This is a genomic window from Actinocrispum sp. NPDC049592 (assembly GCF_040675465.1).
In the GTDB taxonomy this organism is placed as follows: Bacteria; Actinomycetota; Actinomycetes; order Mycobacteriales; family Pseudonocardiaceae; genus Kibdelosporangium.
In genome coordinates this window covers 202,434-218,710 of record NZ_JBFAPA010000018.1, presented here as the reverse complement: position 1 = coordinate 218,710, position 16,277 = coordinate 202,434, and the positions used below count along the sequence as shown (strand labels likewise).

Below are 16,277 nucleotides of genomic sequence, written 5' to 3'. Positions count from 1 at the left end.
GCCGACCTGTCAGCACCGAACTCGACCACCACGCGGACACCTTCCCATGGACCTGATCCACACCAAGCATCACCATCACGGAAGCCGAACGCCAGCGGCGAAAGTGCTGCCTGTGGATAACTCCCACCCCACTGACACAAAAGTGCCGTAGCGACGAGGGCACGACATGACCGGACGCAGCGCCGCCTGCACGGAGACCGCCGGCCGGGCGCAGACGGACTCCTGGGGATGCGACTCCGGGCCGTGGCCAGAGCCCACAACGAGTGGGGCGCGGGTTGATTGGTAAGGATGCCTACCAGGCACGGGCCCATTGCTGGCGCAACTCCGGGGCGCGATAGTGGCACCGCCGATGCGGCTCGCGAGGCGCTATAGGACTCACAGCAAGTGCTGCGCGGACGCAGGTTGGCGCGCTAGGCACGGGAGGCCACTGCAGCGGGGCTCCCGAGCACAGACCCCCCACGGCGGGTGTGGGATCGGGGACTGCGGCAAGCAGTGCGGAGCACGGTAGAGGCAGCCCATGTGGCCCTCGGGCACTGTGCCGCTGTCGGTGCGTTTCTCGGCGGGGCCAGACCCCCAGCCAGCACAGCTCCCACCGCTGCTCGGTTGGCTAGGGACATGTGCGCCGCCGACGCATCGGGCCGCGTCGGCGGCGGGGGTGTCATGGGTGGGTGTTGGGGAGGAGGTCGGCGCGGAGTTGGGAGGCGCCGGAGACGACGAGCATGAGGAGGGTGCCGAGGGCGGAGGGGTCGAGGCCTTCGGCGGGGAAGGTGTAGCGGAGGGTGACGTCCAGGCCCTGGTCGGTGTGGACGATGCCGATGGTGCCGAACAGGGCCTGGCCGCCCCGCTCGGCGGCCGAGGCCACGACGATGGGCTCGTCGGGCAGGTCCCAGGCCACCACGCAGGTCAGGCTCAGCACGTTGAGGCCCTCGGCCAGCTCCATCGCCTGCACCGCGCACGGGACGTCGGCGTGCCGGAACGTCAGAGCGCCGTCGTCGTCCACGAACACCTCGTGGTACAGCTCCAGCGCCTCCCTGGCCCTGGTCAGCAGGGCACCGGTGCGGGCCGCTTCGCTGTTCATCAGGTGCCCTCCGTCGCGGGGGTTGGGGTCGCCGCCGCGTCGATCGCGCCGCCGAAGCGGCGGTCGCGGTTGGCGAACTGCTCGCACGCCCGCCACAGGTCCCGGCGGTCGAAGTCGGGCCACAGGATGTCCTGGAACACCATCTCCGCGTAGGCGGCCTGCCAGAGCATGAAGTTCGAGGTCCGCTGCTCCCCGGACGGCCGGATGAACAGGTCCACGTCCGGCATCTCCGGCTGGTACAGGTACTTGGCGATGGTCCGCTCGTCGATCCGGTCCGGGTTGAGCTTCCCGGCCGCGACCAGCTTGGCGATCTCCTTGGTGGCGTCGGCCACCTCGGCCCGGCCGCCGTAGTTCACGCACATGGTCAGGTTCAGCACGTCGTTGTCCTTGGTGCGCTCGTCGGCGATCTTGAGCTCGTTGACGACGCTGCGCCACAGCTTCGGCAGCCGGCCGGCCCACCGCACGTGCACGCCAAGGGCGTCCAGCTCGTGCACGCGCCGGTGGATGACGTCCCGGTTGAAGTTCATCAGGAACTTCACCTCGTCGGGGCTGCGCTTCCAGTTCTCGGTCGAGAACGCGTAGACCGACAGCCACTTCACGCCGATCTCGATACAGCCTTTGACCACGTCCAGCACGACCTCCTCGCCGCGCTTGTGGCCCTCGGTGCGCGGCAGGCCGCGCTGGTTGGCCCAGCGGCCGTTGCCGTCCATGACGATGGCGACGTGGGTGGGCACCTGGTCGAGCACGGGCGGCCGGGCGCCGGACGGGTGCGGGTCCGGCGGGCGGAACTCGGGTCGCTCGCGATCGCGGCGTCGGCGAAGCAACGCAACTCCTTCTACCAAAGCTGAGGGACTGGCACCCCACAAAGTACTCAGTCGGCCGGAGCCCAAGAACGCACCGGGTTGCCCAGCCGCCGCGACCGCCCCGGCAACCGCTCTCCGCGCATGACCAACGACACAGGCCCCACGGTGGTCAACGCACCCACAGCCGAACCCGGCAAAGCGATGGTGTGCGGCTCGAGCGTGGCGCCGCGGCCCACCCGCACCGAGCCCAGCCGCATCAACCGGTCGACACACATCCACGGTTGACCGAGGATCAGCAGCCGTACGCCTTCCGGCGAACGGCCACATAGCCGCCAGCGTCGGTGCTGTGGACACGACGGTGATGCCGTGCGAGACGATCTACTCGCCGAAGTCCGCGCCGGACCGGACACGCGACCAGGGCGCGGCGACCAGACAGGCACCATGCCGCCAGGCCAGCCACATCTCCTCGCAGGACGCATCGAACGCCACAGACAACGCCGCCAGCACGCGATCCGCAGGTCCGAGCGAGAACAGTTTGGCCTCGCCGTCGACGAAGGCCGCCGCGGACCGGTGGGTGATGGCGACGCCCGTCGGCGTGCCGGTCGAGCCGGACGTGAAGATGATCCAGGCGTGGTCATCCGGTCCTGGCGGCCGGTCCGCACTGCTTCCGCGCCCGGTAATACCGTCCGAAATGACGACGCCGACCCCGGCTTCGGCCCACCCGCTGCCCGAAGCACCCCGGCCAGCTCTACCACTGAGGCTGCTGGCTGCGCACTACATCATCAGCGCGAAGTCACTGCGAACGCCGCTCGACCAATGGCAGCGAGCGGAGCTGGCGTTCCAGGTGCCATTGCAGGTGCGCCGCGACCAGTCCGCTGGCCTCACGGCGGGCGCCCGGCGAGGACACGTCCGCCCGTTCCCAGACGCCGTGCATCAAGGCGTCCATGAGGGCGAAGGTTTCCCGCGATGGGGTGGCCGAACCTGGCGGGCGGCAGCCTTCGCACACAGCACCACCGGCAGGCACGTTAAACGCGTTGTGCGGCCCCGGCTTGCCACAGCGCGCGCACTCGAACACAGCGGGCGCCCATCCGGCGAACGCCATGGCACGCATCAGGAACGCGTCCAGCAGCAGCGACGGGTCGCGTTCTCCGGCCGATAGTGCCCGCAACGCCCCCGCCACGAGCATGTACAGCCGCATCACCGGCTCGCCCTCTTCGGCGGACAGCCGTTCCGCGGTCTCCAGCACCGCGCACCCGGCGGTGTAGCGCTGGTAGTCGTCGACCAGCCGGGGGGCGAACGCGTCGATCGTCTCGACCTGGGTGATCACGTCGAGCGTGCGGCCGGTGTAGCACTGCACGTCGACGTGGCAGAACGGTTCGAGCCGCGCACCGAAGCGGGAGGACGTGCGCCGCACGCCCTTGGCCACCGCGCGAAGCTTGCCGTTGCGCCGGGTGATCAGGGTGATGATCCGGTCGGCCTCACCGAGCTTCTGCACGCGCAGCACAACACCGGTGTCGCGGTACAGGGTCACCGCGACATTCTCCCACGTTCGCTCACCTGATCGGAGGAGGCGCGTACCTCGTCACCGTGTTGAACACCGCGATCCACAGGATGATCATCAGCACGAACAGCACCGCGCCGATGACGGTGGCGACCAGGCACAGGGTCCTGGTGGTGGCCGACGCCTGCTGCGACTCGCCATAGCGGCCTTCCGACCAGAGCCGGTCCACCTTGTTCGACGTGATGATCGCGGCGATGGCGATCGGCCAGAACAGGAAGATCGAGCCGATCGCCCAGCCGAGGTAGTTCGACGGGCGGAGCATGCCGGGCGGCGGGGGCGGCGGGAAGTAGGCGTAGTACCCGGGCGCGGGCGGGTAGGGATACGGGTACGGCTGCTGCTGGCCCGGGATCGGGTCCTGCGGGCGGTACGGGTCGGTCATGCGTCATTCCCCCTTCAACCGGCGATGACAACCGTCCCTGAGACGCGGTCATGCAGCCCGCGGTGCCGCCTCTCGTCGAAGAACGCCACCACCGCGCTGATGACCCAGCCGGACAGGGCCATGATCACCGCTCTGAGCAGGGCCATTCCCCAGCCGGGCGGAGCGCCGGTCCGGATGCGGACGATCTTGATCCGCACCAGCCGCTTGCCCGGTGACGTGCCGGTCCTCGCGGTCGTTATCGCTTCGTAGAGCGCGATCGTGACAAGCAGGATCAGCGCGTGGGTGAGCGTGCCCTCGACGAACACCCGGATCGGGAAGTAGCTGGGCACGAACACGATCAGCAGGTCGATCAGCCGGGCGCCCAACCGGCCGCCCATGGTGGCGAGCAGAACCCCGGGGCGGTCCCCGACCTGGGCGAACTCCAGGTCGGGACGGTGCAGGCCGGTCATCAGAAGCCGAGCCGGCGCAGCTGCTTGGGGTCGCGCTGCCAGTCCTTGGCCACCTTCACGTGCAGGTCCAGGTACACCTTGGCACCCAGCAGCGCCTCGATCTGGGTGCGGGCCGCCGAGCCGACCTTCTTGAGCCGCTCGCCCTTGTGCCCCAGGATGATCCCCTTCTGGCTGGGGCGTTCCACGAACAGCTCGGCGTACACGTCGATCAGGTCGTCGCGGCCCTCGCGGAAGGCCATCTCCTCGACCACGACCGCGATCGAGTGCGGCAGCTCGTCCCGGACACCCTCCAGCGCGGCCTCCCGCACCAGCTCGGCGACCAGGGTGACCTCGGGCTCGTCGGTGAGCTCACCCTCCGGGTAGAGCGGCGGGCCGGGCGGCAGCTGGGCGACCAGCAGGTCGCTCAAGGTGGCGACCTGGAAGCCGTCCACAGCGGACACCGGGACGATGTCGGCGAAGTCCATCAGCGACTGCATCGCGACCAGCTGCTCGGCCACCCGCGCCTGGGTCGCCAGGTCGGTCTTGGTGACGATCCCGAGCACCGGCGTGCGTTTGGAGACCTTGCCCAGCTGCTGGGCGATGAACTTGTCGCCGGGGCCGACGCGCTGGTCGGCGGGCACGCAGAAGCCGATGACGTCCACTTCGGACCAGGTCGACATCACCAGGTCGTTGAGCCGCTGGCCGAGCAGGGTGCGCGGGCGGTGCAGGCCGGGGGTGTCCACGATGACCAGCTGGGCGTCCTCGCGGTGCACGATGCCGCGGATCGCGTGCCGCGTGGTCTGCGGCTTGCTCGAGGTGATGGCGACCTTGGTGCCGACCAGCGCGTTGGTCAGGGTGGACTTGCCCGCGTTGGGGCGCCCCACGAAACACGCGAAGCCGGACTTGTGGTCGTCGGGGATGTTCACCGGGACATTCTGACAGGCCAGCGCCATGACACCGGGGTGCGCACGCTGATAAGATTCTTAGTATCCAAACTTCTTCGATGGGGGAATAATGCAGGGGCTAACGATTGGCCTGGTCACGGCCGTTCTCGCGACCGCGCTGACGACTCCCGCGACGGCAGCACCCCGGGCGACCGAACCGGACTGGGTGAACTGCGGCGTCGACGCACAGTGCGCGAAGGTCAGCGTCCCGCTCGAGTGGGATCGGCCGTCCGGGGCGAAGATCACCCTGGCGGTGGACCGGCACAAGACCGATCCGGCCACGCGTAAGGGAGTGCTGTTCCTGGCGCCGGGCGTCGGGTTCGACATGGTGATCGCCGGGATCCGGCAGGGCCTGCTCGCGCAGATGCCGGAAGTGCTGCGGGACTTCGACATCGTCGGGGTCGACCCGAGAGGCGGCGGCCTGCACCCCTTCAACGGCAGGCTGCCCGCGCCGTTCCGGTCGGACTCGATCGAGTGCACCGAGCGGGTGCACGATCCCGCGGTGAACTCGTTCCCGCGCAACGAGACCGAGTACGCGGAGCTGGTGCGGCACAACCGCGCCTACGCGGCGAGCTGCGCGAACCCGTTGCTGGACCACATGGACACGACGAACATCGCGCGTGACCTGGACGCGGTGCGGGCGGCACTCGGCGAGTCCACAGTGAGCATGTTCCTGTACGGCTACGGCGGCCCGCTCACGCAGACGTACGCAAGCCTTTTCCCGCAACGGATCCGCGCGATCGCGGTGGACAGCCCGCCCGATCACACCGTTCCCAGCGCGGCCCGGGTGGCCGGCTATGCGCTCACTGTGGAGCGTGAGTTCACCAAGTTCGCCGAGTGGTGTGACCGTTCGCCTTGGCAGCCAACGAATCCGGCGTTCCCCGGGTGCCAGCTGCACGGCCAGGACGTGGGCGCGGTGTACGACTCGGTCCTACGCCAGGGCGACACGCGGCCGGTGCGGCTGGACCTGCCGCCGGAGCCGGGGCGGCCCGGTCCGGCCGAGACGGTCCTGGTGCGCGGCAACGACTTGGCGTTCCTCACCGAGCAGCTGCTGGAGATCGGCGACATGCCCGCGCCGTACGGGCTGGGCTGGTCGAACCTGTCCATCGCGATCTCACAGGCAGCGCAGGGCGTCAGCCCGACGTTCGCCTCGGTGTACCGGTACTCGTGGGGGTACCGCGACCTGTGGAACCCGATACGGGCGGGCGGCTGCCAGGACTTTCCCGCGCAGGTCAAGGACTTCGCGGACCTCAAGGCCCGCGAGCGGCTCGTGGCCGCGCTCGCCCCGCACACCCGCGGCGCGTCGCAGGCGTGGGACATGATGACGGGGTGCATTGGCTGGCCCGCGGCCGGGACGAACCCGCCCAAGCCGTCCCCCGCGCCGGACGCTCCCCCGATCCTGATCGTCGGCGCCCGTGGAAACCCTTGGGCGCCTTACGAAGGACTGCTCGCGACGGCAGCGCAGATCCGGCGCAGCGTCGTGCTCACCTACGAAGGCGACGCGCACATCGCCTTCCTGTCCTCGCCGTGCGTGGTCCGGAACATCGAGCAGTACCTGGTGACGGCAGTCGCCCCGCCGGCGGGCAGCAGCTGCCCGGCTATCCCGACCTGACCGGCTGGTTGGTGTCGTAGGTGGCCAGGCCGAGCATCCGCCAGGCGTGCAGCAGCTTCTTGTCGCCGGTGGCGGCCACGGTGTCGACGTCCTCGATCTGGTCGGCGGCGGCGCAGTGCACGGCGTCGTAGCCGCGCAGCTCGAAGCGGCCGGCGTAGTCCGCGGCGGTGCGCACGACCGGCTCGTCCACCTCGACCACCGACACCTCCTGCCACAGCTCCTCGAACAGCGCGCGGGCGGCGGCGAGCTGCGGGTCGGTGAGCCTGCGCATCCGGTGGGCCTGCGCCAGGGCGGCATACGCCTCGACGTAGGCCAGCCGGGAGGCCACGACGGTGTCGGCGGCGTCCCAGAACTCACGGCACGCGTCGGTGGTCGGTTCGGCGACGACCAGGGGGACCAGGGCGGACGTGTCGAAATAACCGATCATCGACGCTGGTCGGCGATCAGGTCGCTGACCTCACCGTCGCCGGCGACCGGTTCACGGGAGCGCTTCTTGCGGCGCGCGGCCGGGCGCACCCGCCCCTCGGCGATCAGCTGCTCCAGCCGGGTGGGCTGATCGGCGGGCACGATCCGCGCGATCACCCGGCCGTGCTCGGTGACGGTCACTGTCCTCCCCTGGCGCACTTCGGCGAGATGACGGCTGAGGCCGTTGCGTAACTCACGGATCCCTATCTCCACCAGCCCACCTCCTTGTCGCCACTTTTCAGGTTCTCATTGTAGCCACTTTACTCCGTTCAGGCCACTTCTCCCGCCGGGTTCGCCCGGAACACCTGCGCCTGCGGGCCGAGGTCGCGAACGGCCGCCAGCGAGTCCTGGTCCACCTCACCCGCCTCGGTGACCACGGCAGCCGCCTCCAGCCCGTCGGCGCCACTCGCCACCGCGGCGGCCACGGCGGCCTGCAGGGCGGTGAGCTTCAGCGAGGGCAACGCGACTGTGCAGGCCGAGTACGTGCGGCCGATGGTGTCGCGCACGGCCGCCCCCTCGGCGGCGCCGACCCGCGCCCTGGCCGCACGAGCCAACGTGATGATCTTGCTGTCCTCCGGGTCGAGCTCAGCCACGCTCGGCACTCCTTTCCTTGACGGCAGCCGCGTTGCACACGACGACCGTGGTGATCCGCATCCGGCCGCGGCTGTCCTTGCCGCCCTCCGCACGCAGCAGCAGATCGCCGATGGTGGCCTCGGCGCCGGGCAGCGGGACCCGGCCGAGGCGCTGCGCCATCAGGCCGCCGACGGTCTCCACGTCCGTGTCGTCGAAGTCGGTGCCGAACAGCTCGCCCAGGTCCTCGACCGGCAGCCGGGAGCTGACCCGCACCGAGCCGTCGTCCAGGTGCTCGACCGGCGGCCGGTCGTCGGTGTCCGACTCGTCGGTGATCTCGCCGACGATCTCCTCGATGATGTCCTCGATGGTCAGCAGGCCCGCGGTGCCGCCGTACTCGTCCACCGCGATGGCCATGTGGTTGCGGGACAGCTGCATCTCCTTGAGCAGGTCGTCCAGCCGCTTGGTGTCCGGCACGAACTCGGCGGGCCGCATCAGCTCGTCCATCCGGCGCGCCGACCCGCCCTCCTCCAGCGAGGCGGCCACCAGGTCCTTGAGGTTCACCACGCCGACGATGTCGTCCACGCTCTCGCCGATCACCGGCAGCCGGGTGAACCCCGTGCGCAGCGACAGCGCGAGCGCCTGGCGCACCGACTTGGCCAGCTCGATCCAGATGATCTCGGTGCGCGGCACCATCACCTCGCGGGCGATGGTCGCGCGCAGCTCGAACACCGAGTGGATCATCTCCCGCTCGTCCTCGTCCACCACACCGCGTTCCTGCGCCAGGTCGACGAGCTCGCGAAGCTCCACTTCGGACGAGAACGGGCCTTCCCGGAAGCCGCGGCCGGGCGTGATCGCGTTACCGATGACGATCAGCAGCCGGCTCAACGGCCCGAGTACATACCCGAGGACGCGCACCGGTCCCGCAGCGGCGAGTCCAACGCTGTACGGGTGCTGACGGCCCAGGGTCCTCGGCCCGACACCGACCAGCACGTAGGACACGACGACCATGCCCACACCCGCGATCAGCACGGCCAGCCCGTCCGGCTGGATCAGGTTCAGGCAGGCCACAGTGAACAGCACTGTCGCCACCAGCTCGCAGGTCAACCGCAGCAGCAGCAACAGGTTCACGTGCCGCGGCCGGTCGATCACCACCGCGAGCAGCTGGCGCGCGCCGGCCCGCCCCGCCCGCGCCAGGCCTTCGACCCGGGCCCGGGACACCGCGCTCAACGCGGCGTCCGCGGCGGCGAACAGACCGGCGATGAGCACCAGCAGCACCGCCACCACAAGCAATGTCGCGGAGTCCGTCACCGCTGCTCCCACTCAGTCCTGGGGGCGTTTCTCCCGCGGGGGCGTGTCGTCCAGGCCCACCGCGCCGAGCACCTTGTCGTCCGCGCTGCGCTGCGCGGCCGGCCGCTTGGCCTCGGCCCGCGCGGTCCGGAAGTCCGCGAGGATCCGGTTCTGCAGCGTGAACATCTCGCGTTCCTCGGCCGGCTCGGCGTGGTCGTAGCCGAGCAGGTGCAGCACCCCGTGCACGGTCAGCAGGTGCAGCTCGTCCAGCAGGCTGTGCCCGGCCTTGCGGGCCTGGTCCTTGGCGAACGCGGGGCACAGCACGATGTCGCCGAGCAGCGCCGGGCCCGCCTCGGAGGCGTCCGGGCGGCGGGCCGAGTCGAGCTCGTCCATCGGGAACGCCATCACGTCGGTCGGGCCGGGCAGGTCCATCCAGTGCTCGTGCAGGTCGGCCATCACGTCCAGCTCGACCAGCAGCACCGACAGCTCGGCGAGCTTGCTGACCTGCATGCGGTCCAGGGCGAACCGGGCGGCCGCGACGATCGACGACTCGTCGACGGCCACACCGGACTCGTTGGCTATCTCGATGCTCACTGTGGTCTACCGGCCCCGGCGGTCGCTGCCGGTGCGCTGCCTGCGGACGTCCCGCTGGTCACCCGCGTCCTCGGTCGCCTGCCACTTCTCGTAGGCGTCCACGATGTCCGCGACCAGCTTGTGCCGCACCACATCCGCGCTGGTGAGCGTGGAGAAGTGCACGTCATCGACGCCGTCGAGGATCTCCCGCACCACCTTCAGGCCGCTGCGCTGCCCGCCGGGCAGGTCGACCTGGGTGATGTCACCGGTGACCACGATCTTGGACGAGAACCCCAGCCGGGTCAGGAACATCTTCATCTGCTCGGGCGTGGTGTTCTGCGCCTCGTCCAGGATGATGAACGCGTCGTTGAGCGTCCGGCCGCGCATGTAGGCCAGCGGGGCGACCTCGATCGTGCCCGCCTGGGTCAGCCGCGGGATCGACTCCGGGTCGACCATGTCGTGCAGCGCGTCGTACAGCGGGCGCAGGTAGGGGTCGATCTTCTCGTACAGCGTGCCGGGCAGGTAGCCCAGCCGCTCCCCCGCCTCCACCGCCGGCCGGGTCAGGATGATCCGGTTGACCTGCTTGGCCTGCAACGCCTGCACGGCCTTGGCCATCGCCAGGTAGGTCTTGCCGGTACCGGCCGGGCCGATGCCGAACACCACGGTGTGCTTGTCGATCGCGTCGACGTAGTGCTTCTGGTTCAGCGTCTTCGGCCGGATCGTACGGCCCCGGCGGGAGAGGATGTCCAGGCTGAGCACCTCGGCGGGCGACTCCGCCGTGCCCGCGGACAGCATCGCCACCGTCCGGCGCACCGCGTCGGCCCCCAGCTGCTGGCCGCGGCCGGCCAGGGTGGCCAGCTCGGCGAAGACCCGTTCGCCGAACGCCACGTCGGCCGGGTTGCCGGAGAGGGTGATCTCGTTCCCGCGGACGTGCACGTCCGCGGCGAGGAGCTCCTCGACCACGCGGAGGTTTTCGTCCCGCGAGCCCAGCAACGTCAGCAGGGCCGCGTCCGGTACGGAGAACCTGGACTGAGCGGTGGACTCCGAGGGTTCCACCTGAGACGAGCCGTTCTTCCCGGTGAGGGGAGTCTCGGATGGGTGGGCTGCGCCACCTGGTGCGGTACCGGCCACGAGGCCTCTGGCCTGCTTTCTGCGCTGGTGCGCTCGGTCACGAAGATCTGTCTTTGCCCATCGATGCTAGCCGGATCCGCCGGCAGCTCGCAGCGAATACCCGGCTAGGGACGCCCGAAGTGACCCAACTGTTCACCACCGAGCAGGTGCAGGTGGGTGTGGAAGACGGTCTGGCCCGCGTCCGCGCCGGTGTTGAACACCAGGCGGTAGCCCGACTCGGCGATGCCCTCCTGCCCGGCGATCTCACCAGCGGCCAGCGTGATGTCGTCGAGCAGCGCCGGTGCGTTCTTGGCGAGGTCCACGGCGTCGGTGTAGTGCGCTCTGGGCACGATCAGCACGTGGGTCGCGGCCTGTGGGTGCAGATCGCGGAAAGCGAACGTGGTGTCCGTCTCGTGCACGACAGTCGACGGGATCTCGCCCGCGATGATCTTGCAGAACAGGCAGTCGCTCTGGGTCATGCACAAACCCTAATCAGAGGTCTTCGAGGCCGATCAGGCCGTCCTGGATGGCACGGGCCACCAGCGAAGCCTTGGTGGGGGCGGGGCGGCCGGCGTTGGCGTAGCGGATCCGGGCGCGGTCGATGTAGCTGTTCACGGTCCGCACCGACAGGCCCAGCTTGCGGCTGACCATCTCCTTGGACTCACAGGCGAACCAGTTCACCAGCACGTCCACCTCGCGCGGGGTGAGCTTGGGGCGGTCCGCGCGGGTGTCGGTGCCGAAGGCGCGGGCCATCACCGGCGGGGTGTACGGCAGGTGGCGGCCGGCGGCCTGGATGGCGGGCACCAGGTGGGCCGGGCCCTCGGTCTTGCTCAGGTAGGCGAACGCGCCGATGTCCAGGCAGGTCAGCACCGCGTCCCGGTCGTCCCGCATGGTGTAGACCACGACCTGGCGGCCGGCCTCGACCAGCTGGCGCAGCTCGCGGTAGGCCGGGATCTGGCCGGACAGCTGCAGGTCGAACACGATCACGTCGGCGTCCGCGCCGTCACCGGTCCACGCGACCGCCGGGGTGACACCGGACTCGATCACCCGCACCCGCGGGTCGGTCGCCTGGGAACACCACATCTCGATACCCGCGGCGATCGCCGGGTGGTCGTCGATCACGGCCACCGTGATCAGGTCCGCCACGTCGCCTCCACCCACACCCGGTCCCCTTCTGACAGGTTGGTCACTGTCACAGACGAGTCTCCGGTCGTAGTTGTTCCAGGCGAGTCGGACACGACACTAACGGTGACCAGTCCCGGCTCACCGATCAAGGTGACCCGCGCCATGGACCGCGCCCCGGCCAAGGTCTGTACCACGGGCTCGGTCAGCGCCCGGCGGACGGCCAGCGGCGGCACCGGCCGCTCGCCCCACGTGTCCAGCTGGACCGTGATTCCCTTGCGCTCAGCCAGATCCAGGCACGCCTGCAGCTCGTGCAGCAGCGGGTCGGGCACGTCGTCGCTCTCCGCGAAAAGCCTCCTCATCCGGGCGGCCTCGACCGCATATCTGGTGCGGACCTGATCATCGCCGAGGTCCGCGGAACCGTCGGCCAACCCGGACAGCAGCGGCACCGTCGTCCCGGCGAGGGCGGCGTACCGGGCCTTGCGGTCCTCCTGGATGTGCGCGGCCACGTCCTCCGCGGTGCGCAGCACGGCTTCGCGCCGGGCCAGTTCGGCCGCGTTCGCCGCGAACCGGCGCAGCACGATCGCGGTGGCGATCACCGGCACCTGGAAGGCCAGCACCAGCAACGCGCCGATGCCGAACCGCAGCACGTCCTGGCCGGTGGCGACCATCTGGCCGACGTTGATCCCGTTGAGCACCACCAGGAACACCAGCGACGCGGCCCAGCTGCGGTCGATCAGCAGGAGCAGCACCATCCAGCCGGTGACCCCCAGCGACCACTCGGCCTCGCCCACGGACAGGTCCTCGGGACGGACGCCGGTGACCGCGAGGACGGCGGCCGCGACGATCGTGGCCAGAAGTAGCCACCGCAGCCACTCGAAGATCCGCCGTCGCCGGATGTCGAACGCGGACAACGCGGTGACCGCGACGAGCATGACGAAGGCCGCGACTTCCTGGCCGTAGTACCGGTAGACCTCGCTGTTGGCCAGCAGTGTCGGCAGGGCGAGCCCGAACAAGGTGATGACGACGATGAACAGGATGGCTACGCGCAGCCCGTACTCGAGGCGTGCGACGGTGCTGTTCTCGACAGCGCTTCCGGGTTCAGCCACGAGGCCACGCCAGCTGGACGGTGGTCCCGGTGCCGGGCCGCGACTCGATCGTCGCCAGGCCGCCCACCCGGTCCATGCGTTCCACAATGGACATCGTGATGCCCCTGCGGTGCGGGGAGACCAGCGCGGGATCGAAACCCTGGCCGTGGTCGGTGATCCGGACGCGGACCGCCTCGGCCTCCGAGTCCAACCGCAGCGCGGCCGCGGCGACCCCCGCGTGCCGGGCCACGTTCGCCAGCGCCTCCTGCACGGACTGGCTGATCGCCATCGCGACCTCCGCGGGCAGGCTGGCCGCCGCCGGACCGGTCAGCTCCACCTCGAGCTGACTGCGTTCGACCACGTCCGCGAGCACCTTCGCCAGATCCAGCTGCCCGCCGCGTTGTTGCTCGGACAGCACCCGCACGTCCCGCCTGGCCTGTTCGGCGAGCCAGGTCTCGCTGCCGTCCACCATGCCCAGGCCCACGGCGAGCATCGTGGACGCGGCGGTGTCGTGCAGGGCGGCCAGGTACTCGCGTTCGTCCGCGCGTCTCGCCGCGGCGACCGCGACCTCTCGTTGGGCCCGCTCGTGCTGGGCGGTACTCCGGTCCGAGGACCGAGCGGCCGCCCTGATCAGCACGAACAGGCCCCGGGACATCCCGGTCTCGGCATAGGTCCACAGCGCGATCGGCACGGCGTCGACCCACTCCGGCATGGCGAAGGACACGCCCGCGACGTACGCGATCACCATCGCCGTCGTCGTGCTGAAGGCGACCTTCGCGCTCGTGTACCACTGGTGCGCGACAGCGGCGCTCGACACCGCCGCCAGCACCCAGTTCGCGCTGTTGTCCAGGTCCGGGCCCAGCACGATCCACTGCTGCGCCAGGCAAAGCCCGACCACCAGCGCGGTGTCCACCAGCACGATCCAGGTGCCCTTGCCCCACACGAAGACCGCGCTCCACACCAGCACCGCCGCCAGGATCGCGAGCAGCGCCGGAACCTGCCCCGGCGCCGCCCGCACCAGCGCGATCAGCGTCACCCCGACCAGCACCGTCGACCGCAGCAGACCCGCTAGCCGACGGGCCACCCGGAGAAGCTCGGCTTCGACCACGCCAGGATCATCCCACTGTCAGCTGAACGGGCTCGCGTCGATTCCGCAGGTCTTGCCCGGCGCCGGCAGCGTGCCCGAGATCAAGTACTCGCGCTTGACCTGCTCGGTGCACGTGCTGGGCACGTACATCGACGAGTGGCCATAGCCCTCGGTGACGAACACCCTGGCCCGGGCCAGTTCCGCGGCGCCGTCCTGCGCGCCGTGCAACGGGGTGGACGGGTCGTAGCGGTTGTTCAGCACCAGGATCGGCGCGGAGGTCCACCGGTTCCACGGGCCGGTGTACCGGTCGTCGTCCTTCGCCCGCCAGAACGCGCAGCTCATCATGTCCAGCACGGCGATCCGGCCGAAGTCGGGCACGCGGGCGTCCTCCGACTCGGCATAGCGGGCATAGACCTCCGGGTCGGTCGGCACGTCGCTGTCACTGCACTGGATGGCGTTGAACGCCTCGGTGCGGTTGCTGGTGTACTGCTCACCCTGCTTGGCGGCAACGCGCGCGACGGTGTTCCTGGCGTCGTACAGGCTCTGCAGCAGCACGGCGATGTCCGGCCAGCCACGGGAGTCCGACAGGTCCGCAGCGGTGTTCACGATGGCCGAATAGGTCCACGCCTGACCATCGACCGTGATAGGCCCCTGCTTGGCGCGCGCGGTGATCGCGGCCCACTTCGCCTTCGGGTCACCCGACGAGAACGCGCACTTCGGCCCGGCCTCGGTGCACAGCCGCAGGAACTGCTCGAAGGTCTGCGCGATACCGGTGGCCACATCCTGGCGGGTGTCCAACGGCACCTTGCGACCGTCGTCACCGTGACCGGTGGCGTTGCCCACGAAGTCCATGGTCCCGTCGAACGCCATCGCCCGGATCTTGTCCGGGAACAGGTTGGCGTAAGTAGCGCCGAGATGCGTGCCATACGAGATGCCGTGATAGGTCAGCTTGGCGTCGCCGACCGCCCGCCGCAGCAGATCCAGATCCCGGGCGGTGTTCGCGGTGGACACGTGCTCGAGGATGTCCCCGGCCTTGGTCTCACACTGGTAAGCCAGCTCCTTCGACTTCTCGAAGAAAGCGGGCATACCACTTGGATCGGTCGGCATCTCCGGGAACGACCCGAAGAACGCCTGCTGCTCCTCGACCGAATCGAAGCACCGCACCGCAGTGCTGTTGGCGATCCCCCGCGGATCCCACGACACCACATCGAACCGGGCCCGAAGCTGCTCGGAGAACAACCACGACCACTTCCCGCGCTCCCGCAGCCGCTGCAGGCCCGAAGCCCCCGGCCCGCCGAAGTTCACGAACAAAGTCCCGATCCGTTTGGCCTGGTCAGTAGCGGGAAGCTTGATCAACGCGAGGCTGATCTTCTTCCCGGCCGGCCGGTCATAGTCCAACGGCACCTCGGCCGACGAACACTGAAACCCATCCTGACAATCAGACCAGCTCAGCCGCGGCACAGCCGCCCCAGAACCCGCACCGGCCACCCCAGCCCCAGAACACAACGACACAACGGCCGTCAGTGCCGCGACCGCGACACGTCCCCCACGAAAACGAACCACAAGAAAATCCTTCACATCAGTAGGAATCGAGACGAACATCAACAACGTCCGACGCCGGTAGACTAGAGGTCGTTACCGGCCATCGGGAAAGATCAATTTTCCCGACCTGGTGGCGCACCTGACGATGGACGGTCTACGCTCTGCCTCGAAGACCGAGGTCATGGCGCCCCGCGCGACACACCGCGACGGGCGCCACAAGAGCCGCCGGACACCTCCCCCCTCGGTCCGGCGGAGCTCCGCTGCGGCTCACGCCGCAGCGGAGCGTCCTAACCTTGTTCGGCGGGCACGCCTCCCGTTCACGCTCCGCTGGATTATTTTGGGGGGCCGAGCCCCCCATACCCCCCACGTGCCGCCTTCGGCGGCCTTGCTTTCCAGCTGGGTTGTCGCTGCGCTTTGCGCTGCGCGGGTGGGGATTGGCTGTTGCTTTTGCTTGTTCCTTGGGGTGGGGAGCGGGGGTCCGGTTTTTGGCGTTGCAGTGGCTTTGTTGGGGGTTTTGGGTGTGGGGCGTGGGGGTTGCGGGTTATGGTGGCGGCTGGTTGGTCGTGGGTTGGGTTTGGTTTCGGTTCTCCGTGTCTGGTTTGTGGGTCGAATGACCGGCAGCCAC

At 69.5% G+C, this 16,277-nt stretch carries 19 protein-coding genes and 1 pseudogene; 1 reads left to right on the top strand and 19 read right to left on the bottom strand.

Translation table 11 applies throughout. The annotated features are described in order from the left end of the window. Positions 1 to 658: 658 nt before the first annotated feature. The 8 genes and pseudogenes from AB0J95_RS37515 to era form a co-directional block, all read right to left on the bottom strand. Positions 659 to 1,078: a hypothetical protein gene (locus AB0J95_RS37515; RefSeq protein ID WP_364769169.1), complete on the bottom strand. Its 420-nt coding sequence runs from the start codon at positions 1,076 to 1,078 to the stop codon at positions 659 to 661. Further along, positions 1,078 to 1,902: an isoprenyl transferase gene (locus AB0J95_RS37510; RefSeq protein ID WP_364769167.1), complete on the bottom strand. Its 825-nt coding sequence runs from the start codon at positions 1,900 to 1,902 to the stop codon at positions 1,078 to 1,080. Before AB0J95_RS37510 ends, AB0J95_RS37515 begins: the two co-directional genes overlap by 1 nt. Positions 1,903 to 1,949: 47 nt before the next feature. Then, entirely contained in the window at positions 1,950 to 2,156 is a 207-nt protein-coding gene (locus AB0J95_RS37505) for a hypothetical protein (RefSeq protein ID WP_364769165.1), read from the bottom strand. A 43-nt stretch (positions 2,157 to 2,199) separates the two neighbouring features. Continuing rightward, positions 2,200 to 2,529 (bottom strand): annotated as a pseudogene (locus AB0J95_RS37500) (AMP-binding protein); the annotation flags it as partial. 145 nt (positions 2,530 to 2,674) lie between these two features. Next, positions 2,675 to 3,412 carry a DNA repair protein RecO gene (gene recO / locus AB0J95_RS37495; protein ID WP_364769163.1) on the bottom strand — a complete coding sequence of 246 codons (738 nt, stop codon included), beginning with the start codon at positions 3,410 to 3,412 and terminating at the stop codon, positions 2,675 to 2,677. 22 nt (positions 3,413 to 3,434) lie between these two features. Then, on the bottom strand, positions 3,435 to 3,821 hold the full coding sequence (locus AB0J95_RS37490; protein WP_364769161.1) for a CD225/dispanin family protein: 387 nt from the start codon (positions 3,819 to 3,821) through the stop codon (positions 3,435 to 3,437). A gap of 14 nt (positions 3,822 to 3,835) precedes the next feature. After that, on the bottom strand, positions 3,836 to 4,270 hold the full coding sequence (locus AB0J95_RS37485; protein ID WP_364769159.1) for an RDD family protein: 435 nt from the start codon (positions 4,268 to 4,270) through the stop codon (positions 3,836 to 3,838). Next, positions 4,270 to 5,169 carry a GTPase Era gene (gene era / locus AB0J95_RS37480; RefSeq protein ID WP_364769309.1) on the bottom strand — a complete coding sequence of 300 codons (900 nt, stop codon included), beginning with the start codon at positions 5,167 to 5,169 and terminating at the stop codon, positions 4,270 to 4,272. Before era ends, AB0J95_RS37485 begins: the two co-directional genes overlap by 1 nt. A gap of 94 nt (positions 5,170 to 5,263) precedes the next feature. Between era and AB0J95_RS37475 the strand changes: the two genes are divergently transcribed. Beyond that, positions 5,264 to 6,805, top strand: a complete 1,542-nt coding sequence (locus tag AB0J95_RS37475) for an alpha/beta hydrolase (protein ID WP_364769157.1) — start codon at positions 5,264 to 5,266, stop codon at positions 6,803 to 6,805. Here AB0J95_RS37475 and AB0J95_RS37470 read toward each other — a convergent pair. The 11 genes from AB0J95_RS37470 to AB0J95_RS37420 form a co-directional block, all read right to left on the bottom strand. Further along, positions 6,792 to 7,232, bottom strand: coding sequence for a type II toxin-antitoxin system VapC family toxin (locus tag AB0J95_RS37470; protein WP_364769155.1), 441 nt, complete (start codon positions 7,230 to 7,232; stop codon positions 6,792 to 6,794). The genes AB0J95_RS37475 and AB0J95_RS37470 overlap by 14 nt on opposite strands. Then, positions 7,229 to 7,483, bottom strand: coding sequence for a type II toxin-antitoxin system prevent-host-death family antitoxin (locus tag AB0J95_RS37465; protein ID WP_364769153.1), 255 nt, complete (start codon positions 7,481 to 7,483; stop codon positions 7,229 to 7,231). The genes AB0J95_RS37470 and AB0J95_RS37465 overlap by 4 nt, the downstream gene beginning before the upstream one ends. Positions 7,484 to 7,539: 56 nt before the next feature. Continuing rightward, positions 7,540 to 7,863, bottom strand: a complete 324-nt coding sequence (locus AB0J95_RS37460; RefSeq protein ID WP_364769151.1) for a cytidine deaminase — start codon at positions 7,861 to 7,863, stop codon at positions 7,540 to 7,542. Further along, positions 7,856 to 9,151 (bottom strand): hemolysin family protein, encoded by a 1,296-nt coding sequence (locus tag AB0J95_RS37455; protein WP_364769149.1) that lies wholly within the window; start codon positions 9,149 to 9,151, stop codon positions 7,856 to 7,858. The genes AB0J95_RS37460 and AB0J95_RS37455 overlap by 8 nt, the downstream gene beginning before the upstream one ends. A gap of 12 nt (positions 9,152 to 9,163) precedes the next feature. Next, on the bottom strand, positions 9,164 to 9,724 hold the full coding sequence (gene ybeY / locus AB0J95_RS37450; RefSeq protein WP_364769147.1) for an rRNA maturation RNase YbeY: 561 nt from the start codon (positions 9,722 to 9,724) through the stop codon (positions 9,164 to 9,166). 6 nt (positions 9,725 to 9,730) lie between these two features. Next, a complete protein-coding gene (locus AB0J95_RS37445) occupies positions 9,731 to 10,759 on the bottom strand; it encodes a PhoH family protein (RefSeq protein ID WP_364769144.1) in 1,029 nt (342 codons plus the stop codon). A 179-nt stretch (positions 10,760 to 10,938) separates the two neighbouring features. Further along, on the bottom strand, positions 10,939 to 11,292 hold the full coding sequence (locus tag AB0J95_RS37440; protein WP_364769141.1) for a histidine triad nucleotide-binding protein: 354 nt from the start codon (positions 11,290 to 11,292) through the stop codon (positions 10,939 to 10,941). Between the two features lie 13 nt (positions 11,293 to 11,305). After that, positions 11,306 to 11,959, bottom strand: a complete 654-nt coding sequence (locus tag AB0J95_RS37435) for a response regulator transcription factor (RefSeq protein WP_364769138.1) — start codon at positions 11,957 to 11,959, stop codon at positions 11,306 to 11,308. Beyond that, entirely contained in the window at positions 11,947 to 13,044 is a 1,098-nt protein-coding gene (locus AB0J95_RS37430; RefSeq protein WP_364769135.1) for a hypothetical protein, read from the bottom strand. The genes AB0J95_RS37435 and AB0J95_RS37430 overlap by 13 nt, the downstream gene beginning before the upstream one ends. Next, the gene (locus AB0J95_RS37425; RefSeq protein WP_364769132.1) at positions 13,037 to 14,131 is read right to left on the bottom strand and encodes an ATP-binding protein; all 1,095 of its coding nucleotides are present in this window, start codon (positions 14,129 to 14,131) and stop codon (positions 13,037 to 13,039) included. Before AB0J95_RS37425 ends, AB0J95_RS37430 begins: the two co-directional genes overlap by 8 nt. Positions 14,132 to 14,149: 18 nt before the next feature. Next, on the bottom strand, positions 14,150 to 15,514 hold the full coding sequence (locus AB0J95_RS37420) for an alpha/beta hydrolase (RefSeq protein WP_364769129.1): 1,365 nt from the start codon (positions 15,512 to 15,514) through the stop codon (positions 14,150 to 14,152). Positions 15,515 to 16,277 lie beyond the last annotated feature (763 nt).